This is a genomic window from Nonomuraea sp. NPDC051298, assembly GCF_055586305.1.
In genome coordinates this window covers 502,522-521,080 of record NZ_JBVJIM010000003.1, presented here as the reverse complement: position 1 = coordinate 521,080, position 18,559 = coordinate 502,522, and the positions used below count along the sequence as shown (strand labels likewise).

General features: G+C 72.9%; 16 protein-coding genes. 4 read left to right on the top strand and 12 right to left on the bottom strand.

Features of this window, described 5'->3' with window-relative positions; translation table 11 throughout:
- Positions 1-94 precede the first annotated feature (94 nt).
- The 3 genes from ACZ6S0_RS12525 to ACZ6S0_RS12515 are packed head-to-tail and all read left to right on the top strand — an operon-like array spanning position 95 to position 3,058.
- Complete coding sequence (locus ACZ6S0_RS12525; protein ID WP_465915869.1) at positions 95-1,591, top strand: AlkA N-terminal domain-containing protein; 1,497 nt, start codon at positions 95-97, stop codon at positions 1,589-1,591.
- A complete protein-coding gene (locus ACZ6S0_RS12520) occupies positions 1,588-2,100 on the top strand; it encodes a methylated-DNA--[protein]-cysteine S-methyltransferase (RefSeq protein ID WP_465915868.1) in 513 nt (170 codons plus the stop codon). The genes ACZ6S0_RS12525 and ACZ6S0_RS12520 overlap by 4 nt, the downstream gene beginning before the upstream one ends.
- A 31-nt stretch (positions 2,101-2,131) precedes the next feature.
- Positions 2,132-3,058, top strand: a complete 927-nt coding sequence (locus ACZ6S0_RS12515) for an RpnC/YadD family protein (RefSeq protein ID WP_465915866.1) — start codon at positions 2,132-2,134, stop codon at positions 3,056-3,058.
- A 66-nt stretch (positions 3,059-3,124) separates the two neighbouring features.
- Here ACZ6S0_RS12515 and ACZ6S0_RS12510 read toward each other — a convergent pair whose 3' ends face one another.
- From ACZ6S0_RS12510 to ACZ6S0_RS12455, 12 genes are all read right to left on the bottom strand, one after another.
- Complete coding sequence (locus ACZ6S0_RS12510; protein ID WP_465915864.1) at positions 3,125-4,057, bottom strand: hypothetical protein; 933 nt, start codon at positions 4,055-4,057, stop codon at positions 3,125-3,127.
- A complete protein-coding gene (locus ACZ6S0_RS12505) occupies positions 4,054-4,668 on the bottom strand; it encodes a hypothetical protein (protein ID WP_465915862.1) in 615 nt (204 codons plus the stop codon). The genes ACZ6S0_RS12510 and ACZ6S0_RS12505 overlap by 4 nt, the downstream gene beginning before the upstream one ends.
- Positions 4,665-7,445 (bottom strand): BTAD domain-containing putative transcriptional regulator, encoded by a 2,781-nt coding sequence (locus ACZ6S0_RS12500; RefSeq protein WP_465915859.1) that lies wholly within the window; start codon positions 7,443-7,445, stop codon positions 4,665-4,667. The genes ACZ6S0_RS12505 and ACZ6S0_RS12500 overlap by 4 nt, the downstream gene beginning before the upstream one ends.
- A gap of 107 nt (positions 7,446-7,552) precedes the next feature.
- Positions 7,553-7,984, bottom strand: a complete 432-nt coding sequence (locus ACZ6S0_RS12495; protein WP_465915857.1) for a pilus assembly protein TadG-related protein — start codon at positions 7,982-7,984, stop codon at positions 7,553-7,555.
- The gene (locus tag ACZ6S0_RS12490; RefSeq protein WP_465915855.1) at positions 7,981-8,385 is read right to left on the bottom strand and encodes a TadE family protein; all 405 of its coding nucleotides are present in this window, start codon (positions 8,383-8,385) and stop codon (positions 7,981-7,983) included. The genes ACZ6S0_RS12495 and ACZ6S0_RS12490 overlap by 4 nt, the downstream gene beginning before the upstream one ends.
- Positions 8,382-8,852, bottom strand: a complete 471-nt coding sequence (locus ACZ6S0_RS12485; RefSeq protein ID WP_344893407.1) for a TadE/TadG family type IV pilus assembly protein — start codon at positions 8,850-8,852, stop codon at positions 8,382-8,384. Before ACZ6S0_RS12485 ends, ACZ6S0_RS12490 begins: the two co-directional genes overlap by 4 nt.
- Entirely contained in the window at positions 8,836-9,087 is a 252-nt protein-coding gene (locus ACZ6S0_RS12480; protein ID WP_344893410.1) for a hypothetical protein, read from the bottom strand. Before ACZ6S0_RS12480 ends, ACZ6S0_RS12485 begins: the two co-directional genes overlap by 17 nt.
- A 3-nt stretch (positions 9,088-9,090) precedes the next feature.
- Entirely contained in the window at positions 9,091-10,011 is a 921-nt protein-coding gene (locus tag ACZ6S0_RS12475; RefSeq protein WP_344893415.1) for a type II secretion system F family protein, read from the bottom strand.
- A complete protein-coding gene (locus ACZ6S0_RS12470; protein WP_465915850.1) occupies positions 10,004-10,855 on the bottom strand; it encodes a type II secretion system F family protein in 852 nt (283 codons plus the stop codon). The genes ACZ6S0_RS12475 and ACZ6S0_RS12470 overlap by 8 nt, the downstream gene beginning before the upstream one ends.
- Positions 10,856-10,857: 2 nt before the next feature.
- Positions 10,858-12,153 carry a CpaF family protein gene (locus tag ACZ6S0_RS12465; protein ID WP_465915848.1) on the bottom strand — a complete coding sequence of 432 codons (1,296 nt, stop codon included), beginning with the start codon at positions 12,151-12,153 and terminating at the stop codon, positions 10,858-10,860.
- Positions 12,150-12,866 carry a hypothetical protein gene (locus tag ACZ6S0_RS12460; protein WP_465915846.1) on the bottom strand — a complete coding sequence of 239 codons (717 nt, stop codon included), beginning with the start codon at positions 12,864-12,866 and terminating at the stop codon, positions 12,150-12,152. The genes ACZ6S0_RS12465 and ACZ6S0_RS12460 overlap by 4 nt, the downstream gene beginning before the upstream one ends.
- A 1-nt stretch (position 12,867) precedes the next feature.
- Positions 12,868-13,536 carry a hypothetical protein gene (locus ACZ6S0_RS12455; RefSeq protein WP_465915845.1) on the bottom strand — a complete coding sequence of 223 codons (669 nt, stop codon included), beginning with the start codon at positions 13,534-13,536 and terminating at the stop codon, positions 12,868-12,870.
- Between the two features lie 329 nt (positions 13,537-13,865).
- On the opposite strand from ACZ6S0_RS12455, the gene ACZ6S0_RS12450 reads away from it, so the two are divergent.
- Positions 13,866-18,551 (top strand): FtsK/SpoIIIE domain-containing protein, encoded by a 4,686-nt coding sequence (locus tag ACZ6S0_RS12450; protein WP_465915843.1) that lies wholly within the window; start codon positions 13,866-13,868, stop codon positions 18,549-18,551.
- The last annotated feature ends 8 nt before the right edge of the window (positions 18,552-18,559 follow it).

Genomic DNA, 18,559 nt, shown 5'->3' with positions numbered 1-18,559 from the left:
ACCTGGGCGGCGGCGCGGCGGCGCTCGCGTGGGGTGACGATCACGTCTGATTTCCGCCAGTCAGCACTCCCTGGAAGGGCATACCGTCGAAGACATGGCCCCTTCAGAGCTGGACTTCGACTCCTGCTACCGGGCTGTCTCCGCACGGGACTCCCGGTTCGACGGCCGCTTCTACACGGCGGTGACGACGACCCGCATCTACTGCCGTCCGATCTGCCCGGCCCGTACGCCCGCGTCCCGCAACGTGCGCTTCTACCGGCACGCGGCGTCGGCGGAGGCCGCCGGGTTCCGCCCGTGCAAGCGCTGCCGTCCCGAGCTGTCCCCCGGCGACCCCGGCTGGGACGTGCGGGGCGACCTCGTCGGGCGGGCGCTGCGGCTCATCGACGACGGGGCGGCCGACGAGCAGGGTGTGGCCGGGCTGGCCGGGCGGCTGCACATCACCGAGCGCCACCTGCACCGGCTGTTCGTGGCCGAGCTGGGCGTCGGGCCGCTGGCGGTGGCCAGGACGAAGCGGCTGCTGCTGGCCAAGCAGTTGCTGACCGAGACGGGGCTGCCGGTGACGGAGGTGGCGTTCGCGGCGGGATTCGGCAGCGTACGGCAGTTCAACGCGACCATGCGGGAGACGTACGGCTTCACGCCCAGCGAGCTGCGCGCCACGGCAGGTCCACGTGCGGTCCGGCTCGCGGGAGGCGCAGCGGCGGCCGCGGCGACCTCTCTGGCCACGGCGACGCCTCCGGCCGCGGAGGCATCCGTGGCCGCCGACGACGCACCGGCGGAGACGGCCGGGCCCGCCACGCTCAGGTTGCGGCTGCACCGGCGGGAGCCGTACGACGTGGACGGGGTCTTCGCGTTCCTGGCCTCCCGGGCGATTCCCGGGCTGGAGGTGGCGGACCGGACGTCGTATTCCAGAGCCGTACCGGGCGGGACGATCACCCTCACCCCACAACGCGACCACCTCGCCCTCGACGTGGCCGTGGACGACACCCGGCAGCTCGCCCGCCTCGTCGCCCGCTGCCGCCGCCTGCTCGACCTGGACGCCGACCCCGACGCCATCTCGGAGGTGCTCGGACAGTCCTCGCTCGGCCCGCTCGTCGCGGCGCGGCCGGGGTTGCGGGTGCCGGGCACGTTCGACGGCTTCGAGCTGGCCGTGCGCGCCGTCGTGGGGCAGCAGATCTCGGTGGCGGGGGCGCGTACCCTGCTCGGCCGCATCGTGGCCAGAGCCGCCGCCCCCGGTGGGCTCTTCCCCACGCCGGCCCTGCTCCTGGAGACGGACCTGACCGGGCTGGGCCTGACCAACCGCCGCATCGACACGCTCAAGGAGCTGGCCGCCCTCCTCGCTGGAGGGCACCTCGACCTCGACGGCGGGCAGGACCCGGCCGAGGCGGTGGCTACCCTCCTGAACGTCCACGGCATCGGGCCGTGGACGGCCAGCTACGTCGCGCTGCGCGCGCTGCGCGACCCCGACGCCTGGCCCACGGGCGACCTGGTGCTCGTCAAGCGCATGGCCGCCCTGGGCATTCCCGAAGACCACATCGAGCGGTGGCGCCCGTGGCGGGCGTACGCCGCCCTGCATCTCTGGAGCTCCTCATGATCGCTGCACAGCTCGTACCGACGCCGGTGGGGCCGCTGTCCCTGCTCTCCCGCGAGGGTGTGCTGGTCGCGGCCGGTTTCACGGCCGAGCCCAAGGAGATGTTCGTCCGGCTCACGCCCGCGCTGCAGGCCGAGGGGATGGAGGTCGTGGAGGCCGTGGGGCCCGTCGTGGAGGCCGTACGCGCCTACCTGGACGGGGACCTCGACGCCCTGGACGACGTGCCGGTCTCGCAGCCCGGCAGCCCCACCCGCAAGCGGCTGCACGCGGCGTTGCGTGAGGTCAAGGCGGGCACCACGATCTCGTACGCGGAGCTGGCCGAGCGCGCGGACCTGCCCAGGACGGCCGCCCGCGCGGCGGGCGCGGCCTGCGCCCAGAACCTGATCGCCCCGTTCGTGCCCTGCCATCGGATACTGCCGAGCGGCGGCGGATATGGGGGTTACTACTACGGCATACCCATCAAAGAATGGCTTCTTGCCTACGAATCTGAAGGTATCGCTAACTCCAAGTAAAGACGCCACTGCGTTCGGTAATTTGTTCGCCATGCCAACGCAGCAACACGAGTTCCTCATCGAACTCGTACGCAATCGCCCATCTCTGGTCACGACGCTGCTGACCGAGGTAGGCGTGGCCGTGCCGAGCTTCGATGAGGCATCACTGGCCAACACCGACTTCACGGACTGCGTGCCGACGGAGTATCGGGCCGACTCTGCCGTCGTCCTGTTCGAGAGCAGGAAGGCGGTGCGCGCCGTCGTACTGGAGGTCCAGCGGCAATTCGATCCACAAAAACGGTGGACCTGGCCGGTCTACATGGCCACGCTCAGGGCACGCCAGAGGTGTACGGTGACACTCCTGGTCTTCTGCCACGACGCCGCGACAGCTGAGTCCTGCGCCGCGGCCATCGACATGGGGCATCCTGGATGGGTGCTCTCCCCGATCGTCACAGGGCCGGATGATGTGCCGGTGGTCAGTGACGTCGTGCAAGCCGTCAATGAACCCGAACTCACGGCCCTCTCGACGATCGTCCACGGTGGCGGCGACTCCGAGGCGAAGGCCAAGGTCCTCCAGACGTTCATCGACGCCATAGCCCAAGGGCCGCAGGACCGGCCCAGCTATGCTGAGCTTGTGCTCGCCCTGCTACCCAGGCCCGATGCGGAGAAGTTGTACAAGGAGCTCGAGATGACCGTAGGCGTCGAAGACCTGATGCACCTCCCCTTCGTCCGCGAGTGGGTCGAACGCGGCAAAACCGAAGGCATAGCCGAAGGAAAGGTCGAAGGCAAAGTCGAAGGGAAGGTCGAAGGGAAGGTCGAAGGCGAGGTCAGGTCCCTCCTGCTGATCCTCAACGCACGCGGCCTCCACCTGACCGACGAGGCACGAACCCGCATCACCGAGTGCACCGACCCGGACATCCTTGAATCATGGATCACCAAGGCCATCACCGCCACCAGCACTGACGAACTGTTCGACTGATCCACCGACCCGGCCGGTACGGCAACCACCCCTACCGGCCCCTGAAGGCTCGGCGCAGATCCACGGTCAGGGGCGCACGTTGCTCTGGATCTCGCCGACCTGCACGTCGCGCGTGGTCTCGACCTGCACGGGCGCGAACTGGAACGGCACCACGCCGCCCTCGCTCTCGACCTCGACCGGCCACACGGTGGTGACGGTGATCGTGTACTGCTCGCGCGGCTGGTCGATCGACGAGCGCAGGTAACGTACGCCGCAGGAGAACGTGCCGCCCTTGGTGTACGCCTTGCCGGCGGCCCCGCAACCGCTCTCGGCCACCTCCGCCCGCTCGGGCGTCGTGCCCGGGTCGATCTCGATGTTCTCGAGGGTCGCGACCAGGGTGACGCTCATGACGCCGGGCAGCTCCGCCGTGACCGTACGGGTCGGCTGGCCGATGCCTTCGAGCCAGACCCAGGTGGGCAGGTTGACGTAGCTCTTGGCGTCGGGGTTCAGCTTGACGGTGGGCTCGGGCACGGTCAGCGCGGCCCTGGCGATCTGGGCCAGTTGCTCGATCGTGAGGCCGGAGGGCGGCGTGGTGCCGGTGGGCACGAAGATGAACTGTTCGAGGTCGGTCCAGCAGGCCACGCCGTTGGGGTCGGCCTCGTTCAGTCCGGGCAGCCACCACCGCCCGTCCTCCCCGATCTTGTCCTTGAACTGCTGGATGAACGCCTGGTGGCTCTCCTCGTCGATCCGGGCCCGGTTGGCCGCGTCGCGGCCCTCGGAGCGCTGGCGCAGCATCTCCTCCGGGGTGGGGCCCGGCTCGTACCAGCACGGGCGCGGGATGCGGTAGCCGTCGCCCCGGCCGCCCTTGACGTCACCGCTGACGTTGATGTTGGTGTGTTTCCCGACCCATCCCACCGTGTTGCCGGACTGCTCCTTCTCCTGCGTCGTCCGCTCGCCGGGGCCAGGGGCGGGATCGAGGAGCAGCGGAGCCACGAGCAGGGCCGCTAGCCAAGATTTCATGAGGGGCATCTCTCTCTGGAGGGGACGTAGGTCCTGATGCGCCACACCCCGTCGTCGCCGCGGCGGGCGGCCACGCTCTGGCCGTAGGGGGTGCGGAGCCAGTCGGGCTGAGGGCTGACGGCCTTCCCTGTGCGAGCGGAGACCATCCGGATCCCCGACTCGTCGACGCACGCGTCCACCTGTGCGCCCTTGCCCATCCGGGCGCTGACCCGCAGGTTGTAGAGCCGTCCGACCCCGCGCATCGACCACCCCTCATCGGCGAACGACTCGACCCAGTCGGTCGCCTGGACGGCCGCGTCGAGTTCGAGGCCGTCCTTGTAGACGCGCAGGCCCTCGGCCACGGCCCTGCGGGTGCCGACGTACTGGTCGACCATGACCTTCAGCAGCGGGTCGGGGTCGGCGGGCCATTCGATGCGCGTCCGCAGCCCTTCGGCGATCTCCACCGTCTCGGTTCCCGAGCGCGGCTGCTCGCCGGTGGGGCTGGGGGGCGCGGTGCTCGGCGGCGGCGCGGACGCGGCCTCCTGGGGCCGGTACGCCCGCTCGGCCGTCCCACAGCCGGCCACCACCATCAGCAGGCTCAGCACCATCGCCGCTCGTCTCTTGCCGATCATGCCGACGACTCCCTCACCACATGAATGCGCCACGTGGGCAGCAGTTCCTCGATCAGCGCCTCGGTCTCCGGGGCCATGCCGCCCCCGTACGGGTGCGAGGCGGCCCGGCGGGTCAGGCCCTCGACGACGGCGCGCAGCCGTACGGCGTCGTCGGTGGCGTGCGTGGCCCGCAGCAGGTCGCGCCAGAGCCCCTCGTCGTCGGGCGCCAGCAGCAGCGCGGCCCGTACGGCGGACACCGCGGCGTCCGGCTGCCCGTGCGCGAGCCGCAGCTCGCAGAGCTGGTGGGCGGCGTCGGCCACCTCGGCGGACACGTCGTACTCCAGGTCGTCGGCCGCCAGCCAGGCGTACCCGCCGGGGCGGCGGCTGGCCAGCAGCGGGCCCCTGACCAGGCCGAGCGCCTTCTCCAGCAGGACGGCTCTGGTCGTCGGGTCGCCGTGCGCGCGGCGGACCAGCTCGCGGAACAACATCCAGTCCGTACGCACCTCCGGCCCCAGCCTGAACCGGCCCGCCTCGTCGGTGAGCAGGTGCTCGGGCCCCAGCCATTCGGCGACCCTGGCGATCGTGGCGTCCCTGACCAGGTCCTGGACCCCGCGCGGCCACAGCACGCCGCCGAGCACCACGGGATGGACGCCGCCCACGTGCGTGGCCAGGTAGACCAGCAGCTCGGTGGCCAGCTCCATGCGGCCGGCCTCCAGCGGGGGCAGTCCGGCGATCTCGACGGGGCCGAGGATCCTCAGCTCGACGGCCGGCGCGTGCAGCCCGGCCAGCGGCTCGGCCTCCGGGATGGGCTCGCCGTCGTAGCGGTCGGCGGTGCGGAAGAGGTCGACCAGCGCGCGGTAGTGGCGGCGCGGCAGGAGCTGCGCCTCCACCTCGAAGCCCAGCTCGGCGATCCTGGCCCGGCCGTCGTCGCCGATCTCCAGGGTCCAGGTGGCGTGCGGGACCTCGCCCGCCAGCACGTAGCCGGCGGTGTCGCGGCGGGCCAGCAGCGCCAGGCGGCGGGCCTCCTCGTGCGTGGGCGCGACCGCGGACAGCAGGTAGTGGGCGCTGCGCCGGCTGCCGGTGATGCGGCCGGTGAGCACCTCCCTGCGTGGCGCGGCGCTCGCCTCCAGCTCGGGCAGCACCTCGGCCAGGCTGCCGACGGCCCTGATACGGGCGGGCGCGATCGCGGTCAGCTCCGCGCCGAAGCCGACGAGGGTGATGCGCATGCGGTCGGACCAGCGGTTGGTGGCCAGTTCGACGGCGAGGGCGGCCAGCGCGGCGGTGGTCTGCGGGCCGCGTACGTTGATCAGGCCCTGGGCCGCCTCCAGGTCGATGAGCACGCGCCCGCCGTCGTCGGTGCCGATGGAGACCAGCCCCGGGTACGGCGCCCCGCGCCCCTGGCCGTGGCTCCCGGGGTCGGGCAGCAGGCGGCCCTCGTGCGCGGGAAGCCGCCAGATCTGGCCGCCGTCGGCCGCCGTCCACGGGGCGGGCGGGTCGGGGTCCGGCGGGTGGATCCACAGGTCGAGGGTGCGGGCCGACAGGTGGGCTCCGTACACGATGGGCGGGGTGCGGCGCTGGGCGGCCAGTTCGGCGCCGAGCATGCGCAGCCCGACGTCCAGGACGCGGGCGCCCGGCGCGTCGCCGCCCAGCCGGAGCGCGACCTCGGCCTGCGCGGCGTCGTCGCGCGGGCGGACGATCCGGCGGCCGAACACGCGGCGCCAGAGTTGTTCGCGGCGGCGTCTGGCCAGCACGAGCAGCAGCCCGGCGGCGGCCAGCGAGGCGGGGGCGAGATAGTCGACCAGCTCGCCGTCGCGGGCCTCCTGGATGACCGGCTGCTGGTCCCGGTCCGGCCGCCGGTCGTCCTGCCGCTGGGCCTGGCCGCTCTGGCTCTGCCCGTTCTTGCTCTGGTCCTGCCCTCGCTGGTCTTGGCGGTCGGCGCGCTGGTCCTGCTGGCGGTGCTTGGCCTGGCCCTTGCCCGCGGCCTGCCGGCCGTCGGCGTCGCGGTCCACCTGGGCGCGGCCGGGGTGTTCGCGCAGGGTCTGGTCGCGAGGTTGGTCGACGGGGACGATGTGGACGTTCCTCGCGTCGTCCGGCATGTTGAGCACCCAGCCGGGCCTGATCAGGTCGGCCATCTTCAGGCGGCTGCCGTCGGGCTGCTCTTTCGCCTGGTTGAGTCGGTAGATCTCGGGATATCTTCGGCCGTCTCCGAGGCACTTCTCGGCGATCTCCCACAGGCTCTCGTGGTGGCGGCCGTGCGGCGGCTGCACCACGTAGACCTTCTTGGTCTTGGGCGTCTCCAGCGTCTGCTCGACCAGCGGGGCCGCGTACGCGACCGCCGTCACCGGCGGGGCGGCCGGCGTGGGGGCCAGCTTGGCCAGCGGCACCACCATCGCCCCTGCCGTGAACAGCAGCAACACCGCCGAGACGAGCTTGTTGGCCAGGAACTGCGTGCCACCGGAGAGCGGTACGCGGGCGGGCATGCCGACCCGGCGGACCCCGGCGTACACCTCGACCAGCACGCACGCGAAGAGCTGGAACCAGGCCAGCCACACCAGCAGCACCAGGACCGCGATGATCGTGCTCGGGCCGACACTCCCGGTCAGCGTCTCCAGGTCGAGCAGCTCGGGCCTGAGCGGCGGCCCCACGAACGTGAGCAGCGCGTACGGCACCCCGCCCACGAGCGCCACCAGCACGAGCAGCGCCCCGAGCCCGGCGACCACGTCGCCGGCGCTGCGCCTGGCCGGGGTGCGCACGGGACCGTGACGTCGGTGCGCACGCGCGGGCTGTCGCGACGGCATCGCCTCTCCTTTCTCCGCTCCAGCGTCGTGCCTCTGGTGTCCCGCATCCATCGAGTGGCGGGATTCGGTCTGACTCGCTTCGGCCATCTCGCTTCGGCTGTCTTCAGCTATCTCGCTTCCGGCGCGGCGGTGGCCTCGCCGGTCATCTCGGAGCCGGAGAAGCCGATCGCGCTGAGGAAGAACGCCTCCCACCGCACCAAGACGGTCACCGTCACCTGCGCCTGGCCCTGGCCGACCGAGCACTCGCCGGGGCTCACGTCGTCGCCGCCCTGGGCCGCGACGATCTCGTCCGCCCTGGCGCACACCTGGTCCTCGCCGAGCAGCCGTGTCTGGCCCGTCTGGCGCAGGTGGTCGACGTCGAGCTGGTCGGCCCCGGCCCGTGCGGCCTGCTCGGCCACGTCCGCGGCGCGCAGCCGGGCGTTGATCGCCGACCCGCCGTCCACCAGCAGCCCGGCGAGCAGGAACACGACCACCGAGAACAGCACCGTGAACACCGACATGGACCCGCGCTCGCCGGACCTCATTCGACCGGACCTCATTCGACCCTCCTGAACTGCTCCAGCGGCACCACGGCCGTGCCCGTGAGCTGCTTGGTGCCGCCGAAGCCGAGGAAGGCGAGGTCCAGCTCGCACGTCACCTCGGCCTGGACGTGGCCGCCCTGCTCCCACTCCGACCCGTCCAGGGAGACGGCGGAGGACCGGCAGCGGTCCGCCAGCACGCCGGTCGTGATGGCCTCCGCCGCCGCCTCCGCGTCGTCGAGCGTGCGCTGCACGGACGCGAACCTGGCGGCGTCGCGGGCGGCCCCGTTCACCCGGCCCTGCGACTCCACCAGCACCCCCGCACCGGCCAGGAACATGAGGAACAGCAGGAACACCGGCGCCAGCATGACGGTCTCCACCGCCATGGACCCCCGCTCGCGGCCTGCGCGATCGCGGCTCATTCGCAGTCCTCGCCGCCGTTGTCGGGACGGAAGCACTCGACGGGACCGCCGGAGGTGGCGGTGATCGTGAAGGTCAGGTCGGGCAGCAGCGGGATCACCTGGACCGCGCTGCCGGTCACGGTGACGAACCGCTCGTCGGGCTCCTTCTCGGAGGTCGTGGCGGCGGCGTCGCGCAACAGCCGGGGGCCGATGGTCCGGACGATCTCGGTGGCCTTGCCGGTGGCCGCCCCCTGCCAGCCGCCCGAGTCGAACGGCGCCGACCTGGCCACCCTGGCGCCCTCCCTGGCCGCCGCCTCGGCGACCTCGCGGGCGTGGAACCAGAGCGCGACCTGCACGATGAGCAGCACGGTCGCGAGGATGACCGGCATGAGCATGGCCAGTTCGATCACCGTCGCACCGCGCTCGTCCAGCGGCGGCCGGGCCCGCGCGGGGTCCGTCGCCGCCGGGCGGTCACGGTTGGCCGCCACCGCCGTCCCCTCCGTTGCCACCGGTGCCGCCACCGCCGAAGCTCTGTTCGAGGTTGCTCTGCTGCTGCTCCACGAGGCTCTTGATCAAGGTGGCCAGGCCCAGGGCGACACCGGCGATGATGGCGGTGATGATCACCCACTCGACGGCGGACGCCCCGCGGGTCGGCGCGGTCCGCGCACGGTGGACCCGATCGCCCAGGTACGCGGTGAGGTAAACGATCCAGGGATGGTGCATCGGTCAGACCCCCAACATCTTCATTGCGGCTGGAAAACTGAGAAAGATCACGAAACCGGCGCAGAGCAGGAGCTGGGCCACGAGCATCGACTGCGAACGCTCGCCCGCCCGCCCCTCGATCTCGGCCAGTTCCCGGCGGCGCAGCGTGGCCGCCCTGGCCGTCAGCGAGGCGCGTACTTTGGCGCCGTCGTCGGCCACCAGGCCGAGCGCCGCCGACAGGTCGCGCAGCTCGTCGACGTTGATCTCCTCGCCGAGCTGGCCAAGTGCCTGCCACGGGGTGATGCCGACGATCCTGGCCCCGCTCAGGGCGTCGCGGATGCGGCCCATCGCCCAGTTGGGCTGTTCGCCACTGACCGAGACGGCCATCATCAGGGCCTCGGGCACACCGCGGCCACCGGCCAGGTTCATGGAGACGAGGTCGAGGAAGGCGCCCACCACGTGGCGGAAGTCGCGCCGCTTGGCCGCCGCGTCCCGCTTCACCTGCAGGTCGGGCAGGAAGAAGAAGACGGCGGCCACGAGCACGGCGGCCCAGAACGGGATGGCCAGAGAGGTGCCCCACTCCATGAGCACCAGCCAGGCGAGCAGCAGCGGGAACGCCAGCAGGCCGCTGGCGGCCAGCAGCGCCTTGGTGGCCAGGAACGCCTCGAACGAGCGGCCGATCAGGGCCAGGTCGGCCTTGATCGAGCGCGCCTCCCAGCCGCGCGCGCCGTAGAGGTGGGCCAGCCTGGCGCCGAGGCCGCGGCGGAACGCGCTGACCTCCTCGTCGGGCAGCACGAGCTGGATGCGCGGCGCGCCCGCGTCCTCGCGGACGGCGTCGAGCGCGAGCAGCCGCGACACCAGGCCGGGACGGGCCGGGAAGAGCGCCCGCAACAGTACGAAGAGCCCGAGCCCGAGCGCCCCACCGGCCAGCGCGCCCTCAACCATGGCCGCCGCCTCCTCCCATGAGCAGCCGCGTGGGCTTGTCGAACCTGGCCAGCCGCCGCATCCAGGCGAACCCGGCGCCGAACAGCCCGGCCACGACCAGCAGGACGGCCTGCCCGAGGAAGCCCTCGTACTCGGCCACGTAGGAGGGGTTGAACACCACGAGGATCCCGGCGAACACCAGCGCGGTGATCACCACGATCTGCACGCTGCGCCTGGTGGCGCGGCGCTCCGCCTCGACGCGGCGGCGCATGTCCAGCTCCTCGCGGGCCGAGACGGCCAGCGCGCCCAGCACGTCGCGCAGGCCGGGCCCGCGCAGCCGGGAGTTGAGGATGAGCGCGGCCACCACGAGGTCGGCCGAGGGGTCGTCGAGCTCGTCGGCGAAGCGGGCCAGCGCCTCGGGCAGCGCCATCCGGGTGTGCAGCCGGTCGACCAGGGCGCGCAGGTGCGGCCTGAGCGAGGGCGCGGCGGCCCTGATGGACGACGGGATGGCCTGTTCGAGCCCGGCGGCGCCGGCGATGGTGTCGCGCAGCGACTCCGTCCAGGCGGCCAGGCCCTCCAGGCGGTGCATGGCGACGCGTTCCTCGGCGGCGCCGCCCGCCAGCCCGCGCCAGGCGAACACGAGCAGCACCGTGCCCACGGCCACGACCGGCCAGCCGGTGACGAGCAGGACCGCGGTGGCGGCCACGGCGGCGACGGCGGCGCGGGTGGTCAGCATCTTGACCAGGTGGCGCTTGGGCTGGGGCGGGCGGGGGCGCAGGCCGTACAGGGCCAGGACGAACAGGAACAGCCCTCCGCCCGCCACCGCGCCGGCCAGCAGCGCGAGCGGGTCGAACGTGAACGGCATGCCTACCATCCCCCCGGGTTGTAGCCGTGCGCGGCCAGCTCCTCCAGGCAGGAGAGCGGAGCGTGCGGCAGGGCGGCGCCGTCGGGCCCCGGCGCGAAGACCTCGCTGGACAGGACGCGGCCGTCGCAGCCGTTGACCTCGCGGATGCTGGAGACGAAGCGGCGCAGCTTGCCGCCGAGGTGGTAGTCGTTGCGCTTCTCGATGAAGACCACGAAGTCGATGGCGCCGGCGATGAGCATGTGGGTGGCGTCGATGGGCAGCCGCTCCCCGGCCTGCAGGGCGTAGGTGGAGATGCGGTTGAAGACCTCCATGCTGGAGTTCGCGTGGATGGTCGACAGGGAGCCGTCGTTGCCCTGGGTCATGGCGTTGAGCATGGTGACGATCTCGTCGCCGAGCACCTCGCCGACGATGACCCGGCTGGGGTTCATCCGCAGCGAGCGCCGGACCAGCTCGGCCATGGAGATCTCGCCCTGGCCCTCGGAGTTGGGCAGGCGCTGCTCGAAGGCCACCACGTTGGGGTGCAGCTCGGGGAACTGGTCGAGGCCGAGCTCCAGGGCGCGTTCGACGGTGATGAGGCGCTCGCCGGACGGGATCTCGTTGGCCAGGGCGCGCAGCAGGGTCGTCTTGCCGGCGTTGGTGGACCCGGCGATCATGATGTTCTTGCGGGCGGCGACGGCGGCGGTCAGGAAGCGGCCCACGTCCGCGCCGATCGTGCCGTTGCCCACCAGATCCGACAGGAACACCTTGCCCAGGCGGGCGCGGCGGATCGACACGGCCGGCCTGACCGTGACGTCCATGACCGCGCTGAGCCGGGAGCCGTCGGGCAGCCGCAGGTCGAGCTGCGGGTTGGCGGTGTCGAACGGCCTGCTCGACAACCCCGAGTACGCCGCCAGGATCTGGATCAGCTCGATCAGCTCGTCGTCCGACTCGGCCACCGGGTCGTGCATCAACTCCTGCCCGTCGGCGTAGCTGACGAAGACCCGGTCGCAGCCGTTGATGTCGATGTTCTCGACCTGGGTGTCGTCAAGCAGCGGCTGGAGGCGGCCCACCCCGAACAGCGCCGCGTGGATGCCCGCCGCGAGCGCCTCTTCCTCCTCCACCGTGGGCGGGGTGCGGCCGAGGCCGATCTCGCTGCGGGCGTGCTCCTCCAGCACCTGGGAGATCAGCGCCCTGGCGAACTGGCGCTCGTCCTCCCCGGTCATCGGGGGCAGGCCGTTGGCCTGGTCGAGCCGCCGCTGGTGGGCCAGGCGGTCGCCGACCTCCTGGCGGAAGCGTTTGACGAGCGAGTGGTCGATCATCGTTGGCTCACCAGCCTTGCCGCCAGGTCACGGGCCGTACGGATGAGGAGGGAGCGGTCGAGTCGGCCGCCCCACTGGCCGCGCAGCAGTTCGGCGCCCTTGGGGTCGTACGCGAGGCCGTGCACGAACTGGACGCTCGGGCCGACGATCCTGCGTACGTCCTCGATCGAGCCCCGGTAGTTGCGCGGGTCGGCGATCACGACGACGCCGTGGGCCTTGCTGATCTGGAGTCGTTCGCGCAGGTGGGCGACGTGGTCGAGGGTGGCTCTGGTGAGCAGCACGACCTGTTCGGCCTCGGCCAGCAGGTCACCGAGTTGCGGGTGGGCGCCGAGGCGGCCGCAGTCGGCGATCACGTCGGCGTTCGGGACCGCGGCCAGCGACCGGCCGAGCGGGCCCCACAGCCAGGTGAGCCCGGCCGCCTGCTCGCCGTGCGTGAGCCCGACCAGCACGTCGAGGCCGCCGACGATCTTCTGAGTGTGCTCGTGGATCTGCGCCGCCTCCAGCCCGCGCCGGGCGGTGGCCCCGAGGGTGAGCAGCCCCCTGCCGGGGTTGAGCACGCCGCCGCCCGCGGCGGGCAGCCGGTAGGCCAGGTCGCCGCCCGCGGGGTCGCATTCGGCCAGCAGCACGGGACGCGGCCACACCGCCGCCAGTGCCGTGGCGGCGGTGGTCACCCCCGGGGCCCCCTTGTCGGCGGCCAGTACGATCAGCGCCACGTCAGCGTGCCCCCGGAAGCTCGGCCACCGCGATCTCCCCGCTGGAGGCGGCGGACACGATTTCCGGCGCGGCCGGCGCGTCGACGACCACGGTGATCTGACCGGAACCACCGGTTCTGGAGCGGTCACCGGCGGAGAAGACGAGCGCGCTGGCGGCGAGTACGCGGCTTTCTCCCTGACTCGACCGGCTCGGCACGAATATCACCTGCACCCGGTCGCCCTCGGCGACTCCGGCCGGCATTTGTCCCGGCTTGAGCGAGAGTCCGACCGTGGCCTTTCCCTCGCCCAGTTCGCTGCTGGCGCGTACGCCCATCTGATTGGTCAGCAGGGTGCCGGGCAGGATGGTGACGGCCGCGAAGCTGTCGAGCACCTGCGCGCGCTGCGACCACGAGACGAAGTCGACGCCCGTGTCGGCGATCTTCACTTCCTCGATCGCCTGCTGGCTGAATTTCTGACCCGCGCCGATCTGCTGGGTGACGCGGATGGCGGAGACGCGGTCGCCGCTGTTGAGCACGAGCAGGGTCGTGGCCAGCGCGCCGCCCAGGATGAGCAGGACGGCGAGGGCGGCCAGGGCCGGCTTGCGTTCCCTGGGTGATACGGGGAGCTTGCGCGAGGCCGGGCCGGACAACCCCGCCGCCGCGTTGACGGCAGGCTTTTCACTGGTCCTCATGGGTGGGGGGCTCCCGAAGTGAATTGCGGAATTCACGCCATTATGTGGGGATCATCGCGGCGACGTGGGCGGAATTCGGATACCCATGCTTGTTTCGCAGGTGACATGATGTCAAGCGGAAATAATCGATGCCTATTGTTTCTATCGAGTTGACGGATGCGCATTTATCCGGCATGCCGCCACTTCAATAACTCCCGTCGCAGAAATCACAGCTTTTCGCGAATCCGGCCTTCGTGCGAACTCGGTCATGCCATTGCCGTCAACCGGCACGCCCGGCCGCGTTCCTGGCGTTACCTTGGGCGCCCGAAGTCGACCCAGGAGACGGCACCATGCGGATCATGCTCACCGTGCTCGGCGGGCAGGGCGACCGCGACGTCGTGATCGACGGCGACGACGGCGTCACGGTCGCGAGGCTGAGCGAGGCGCTCGGCGACCAGGGCCCGCTGGCCGAGGTCGTCCGGCTGCCCAAGGCGCGCGCCCCCTACGGCATGACGGCCGCCGGCCCTGTGCCCCGCGCCGGTACGCACGCGGGACCCCACGCGGTCCCCCGCGTGCCACGCCCACGCAGGCCGGAGCGGCCCGGCAGGGCGGCGCCCACACTGTGGCGCGACGGCCGGCCGCTCGACCCGCGCGCCCCGGCCGCCGCCGTGCTGCGCGACGGCGACAAGGTCACGCTCGACCCCCACCTGGCCGGGGCCACCGTCGTCACCGAGCCCGGCGGGGTCGCCGAGGTACGCGTGGTGGGCGGGCCCGCCGCCGGGGCCGTGCACCGGCTGGGGCTGGGCGTGCACGTCATCGGCTCCGACCCGATGTGCGCGATGGCGGTCGACGACCCGGCGCTCGCGCCCGAGGCGGTGACCGTACGCGTGACGCCCGAGGCCATCACCGTGGAGCGGGCCTGGCAGCCGCGCGACCAGGCGCCCAGGCCCAAGCTCAAGGGCCGCTGGGCCGAGGAGGTGGCCGCGATGACGGCGCGCACGGCCGAGCGCGAGGCGGCCGAGATCGCCGCCGGCTACGGCGAGATCCCTCCTGAGCTGGACGGCCGCCCGGTCGCCGAGCCGGTGGACTGGCCCGACCAGGCCGTGCTGACCTGCGGCTCCTCGGTGTTCGTGCTGACCTCGATCGAGCCGCAGGACGCCCACCTGGCACCGCGCCCCGAGGGCGGGGTGGCCTACAACCGCCCGCCCAGGCTGCGGCGGCCCGAGCCCCAGCGCACGTTCGTCCGGCCCAAGGAGCCCACGCGGAGCGAGGGGATGCGGCTGCAACTGCTGGCCGCGTTCCTGCCGGCCGTGCTCGGCCTGACCCTGGCGATCGCGCTCCAGCAGTGGTACTACCTGCTCGTCGCCCTCATGACGCCGGTCATCATGATCGGCCAGTGGTGGAGCGACCGCCGCCACGGCAAGAAGCAGCACAAGAAGGCACTCAAGGAGCACGCGGAGCAGGTCAGGGCGTACGACGAGGCGGTGGAGCGGGCGCGCGTGGCCGACGAGGCGGCCCGCAGGTCCGACGCGCCCGACCCGGCGCAGGTGCTGCTGACGGCCACGGGGCCGCGCAGGCGGCTCTGGGAGCGCAGGATCCACGACAACGACTCGCTCCGGCTGCGCGTCGGGCTCGCCGACCTGCCCGCCGACCTGGAGCTGTCGGAGGAGCAGGGCGGCCGGATCGACCCGCCGATCTGCCGTTCCGTGCCGGTGGCGCTGCCCATGCGGCGGCTGGGGGTGGCCGGTGTGACCGGCCCGCGTACGGCCGCGACCAGCCTGGCGAGCTGGCTCATCGCCCAGGCCGCGACCCTGCACAGCCCTCGCGACCTGGCCATCGTGGTGGTCTCCGCGCACCCCGACGCCGAACGGCGCTGGGGCTGGCTGCGCTGGCTGCCGCACTGCGCGCCCCGGGCCGGCGAGGAGTGCGTGGCCCTCGTGGGCACCGACCCCGAGTCGGCCGCCCGCCGGGTCTCCGAGCTGGCCGCGCTCATCGACGAACGCCAGAACACCGCCATCCCCGAGCTGGGCAAGATCCCGACCGGCTGGGACGATCTCGGCGGCCCCGAGAAGCCCACGTTCTCCTCCTACGACGTACGCCCCTACGACGTGCTGGTGATCCTCGACGGTGCCCAGGTGCTGCGCGGCCTGCCGAACATGCCGCAGGTGCTGCGCCAGGGCCCGCGTTCCGGGGTGTTCACGCTGGCCCTCGACGACGACCAGCGCCTGCTGCCCGAGGAGTGCCAGACCGTGGCCGCGTGCGGCGACGACGGCCTCGTACGCCTGCGCGGCGGCGGCCTCGACGTCATCGGCCCCGTTCTGGGCGACCTGGTCTCGGTCACCTGGTGCGACCGGCTGGCCAGGGCGCTGGCCCCGATCCGCGACGTGAGCAGGGACGACCCCGGCGGCAACCTGCCCGACGCGGCCCGCCTGCTCGACCTGATGGGCCTGACCGCCCCCTCCGGCGTCGAGGTGGCCGCCCGTTGGGACGAGCGGGGCAGCACCGAGGCGCTGATCGGCGTCGGCCCCGACGGGCCGTTCTCGGTGGACCTCAGGCTCGACGGCCCGCACGGGCTGATCGCCGGCACGACGGGCGCGGGCAAGTCGGAGCTGCTGCAGACGCTGATCTGCTCGCTGGCCGTGGCCAACCGTCCCGACCAGCTCACGTTCGTGCTGATCGACTACAAGGGCGGTGCCGCGTTCAAGGAGTGCGTACGCCTGCCGCACACCGTCGGCATGGTCAGCGACCTGGACGGACACCTGACCCAGCGGGCCCTCGACTCCCTGGCGGCCGAGATCCGGCGGCGCGAGCGGCTGCTGCTGTCCGCCGGGGCCAAGGACATCGACGACTACACGGGGCCAGGGCTGCCGCGCCTGGTCCTGATCATCGACGAGTTCGCCGCGCTGGTGGCCGAGCTGCCCGACTTCGTGACGGGGCTGGTGGACATCGCCCGCAGGGGGCGGTCGCTGGGCATCCACCTGATCCTGGCCACGCAGCGGCCGGCCGGTGTGGTGACGGCCGACATCCAGGCCAACACGTCGTTGCGGATCGCGCTGCGGGTGACCGAGCCCGCCGAGTCGGCCGACGTCATCGACCTGCCGGACGCGGCGCACATCTCCAAGTCCACGCCAGGACGGTGTTACGTGCGCTCGGGGGTGGGCGCGGCGGTGGCCGTGCAGACGGCCAGGGTCGGGGGGCGCACCCCGGCCGCCGGTCCCGCCGACGCGGGGGCCGTGCGCGTACGGGTGCTCGACGTGGAGTGGCGGGCCCTGGGCAAGGCGCTGCCGCCGCCCCCGCAGCCCGCGGAGGAGGAGTCCACCACCACGGACCTGTCCCTGGTCGCCGACGCGCTCATCGAGGCGGCCCGGCTGGCCGGGGTCCCCGCCCAGCCGAGCCCGTGGCTCGACCCGCTGCCCACGCACCTCGTCCTCGACCTGCCCCGCCGCGGGCCCGGCGAGGGCGGCGAGGTGGCGCCGCTGTCGTTCGGGATCACGGACCGGCCGTGGGCGCAGGACCGGCATCCGCTCGCGCTCGACGTGGCGCACGGCGGCCACCTGCTCATCGCGGGGGCGGCGCGCAGCGGCAGGTCGACGGCGCTGCGGACGATCGCGGGCGCCATCGCGGCCCGGACCTCCCCCGAGGACGTGCACGTGCACGCCGTCGACTGCGGGTCGGGCGCGCTGCTGCCGCTGGTGGCCCTGCCGCACTGCGGCGCCGTGGTGACCCGCGACCAGCTCGACCGGATGGAGCGGCTGCTGACGCGGCTGCGAGCCGAGGTCGGACGCCGCCAGCAGTTGCTGGCCGAGGCCGGGCACGCCTCGCTGGCCGAGTACCGGCAGGCCGGGCACCGGCTGCCCTGGCTGGTGTTCATGCTCGACCGCTGGGAGGGCTTCGTCGCGGCCTTCGAGGGCTACGACTACGGTCGCCTGATCGAGGCGCTGCTCCAGCTCCTGCGCGAGGGCCCGGCCGTCGGGCTCAGGGCGGTGGTCACCAGCGATCGCTCCGGCCTGCTCGGCCAGGTCTCGACGGTCTTCGACGACCGGCTGCTGCTGCGGCTGTCCGACTCCTCCGACTACGGGCTGGCCGGCTTCCCGCTCAAGGGCCTGCCCTCCGTGACGCCGCCCGGCCGGGCCCTGTCGATGGGCGAGCACGGCATCGTGGAGCACCACATCGCCCTGCTGGCCGACGACCCGGCCGGGCCCGCGCAGGTGGCGGCGCTCCAGGCGCTGGCCCGCGCCGCCTCGGGCCCCGGCGGGCCCGGCGTCTCCCCTGTGCCGGGTTCGAGTCCGGGGCCCGCGCACGCCACGGGGCCGGCGGGCAGGGGCGCGTGGCGCTGGACGGGCGCGCCGCCGCTGCGCGTGGACGCGCTCCCCATGCGCATCACGGCCGCCCAGACGCTGGACCTCGACCCCGGCTTCAGCCCGCCGTCACCGCTGTGGGCGCTGGTCGGCGCGGGCGGCGACGCGCTGGCCCCGCTCGGCCTCGACCTGCTGGCCCAGGGGCCGGGCGCGGTGATCGCGGGGCCGTCCCGTTCCGGCCGCTCGTCGGTGCTGATGACGGCCGCCCGGTCGCTCATCGCGCGCGGCACGCCGGTCGTGGCCGTCGCGCCCAGGCGCAGCCCGCTGCGCGATCTGGACGGCGCGGTGGCCGTACTGGACGGAGAGGCGGCGAACCTGCCGGAGCTGGTGGCCGATCTGAGCGACTACGTCGTGCTGGTGGACGACGCCGAGCTGGTCAACCCGGACGGCCCGCTGGGGAGCGCGCTGGAGGAGGTGCTCCGCTCGGGCCGCGACGGCGACCACGGGCTGCTGATCGCCGGTACGACGGGCGACCTGGCCGTGGCCTACCGGGGGTTCGTGGCGGAGGCGCGCAAGGCGCGTACCGGCCTGCTGCTCGCCGTGCAGGGGCAGACCGACGGCGACCTGTTCACGATCCGGCTCCCGCGCGGCGCGACGGGCGGGCCGGCGGGGCGCGGCTTCCTCGTGACGGCCGGCAGCATCACGCCCATTCAGGCCGCCCTTCCGGACGACCTCTGATATCAACC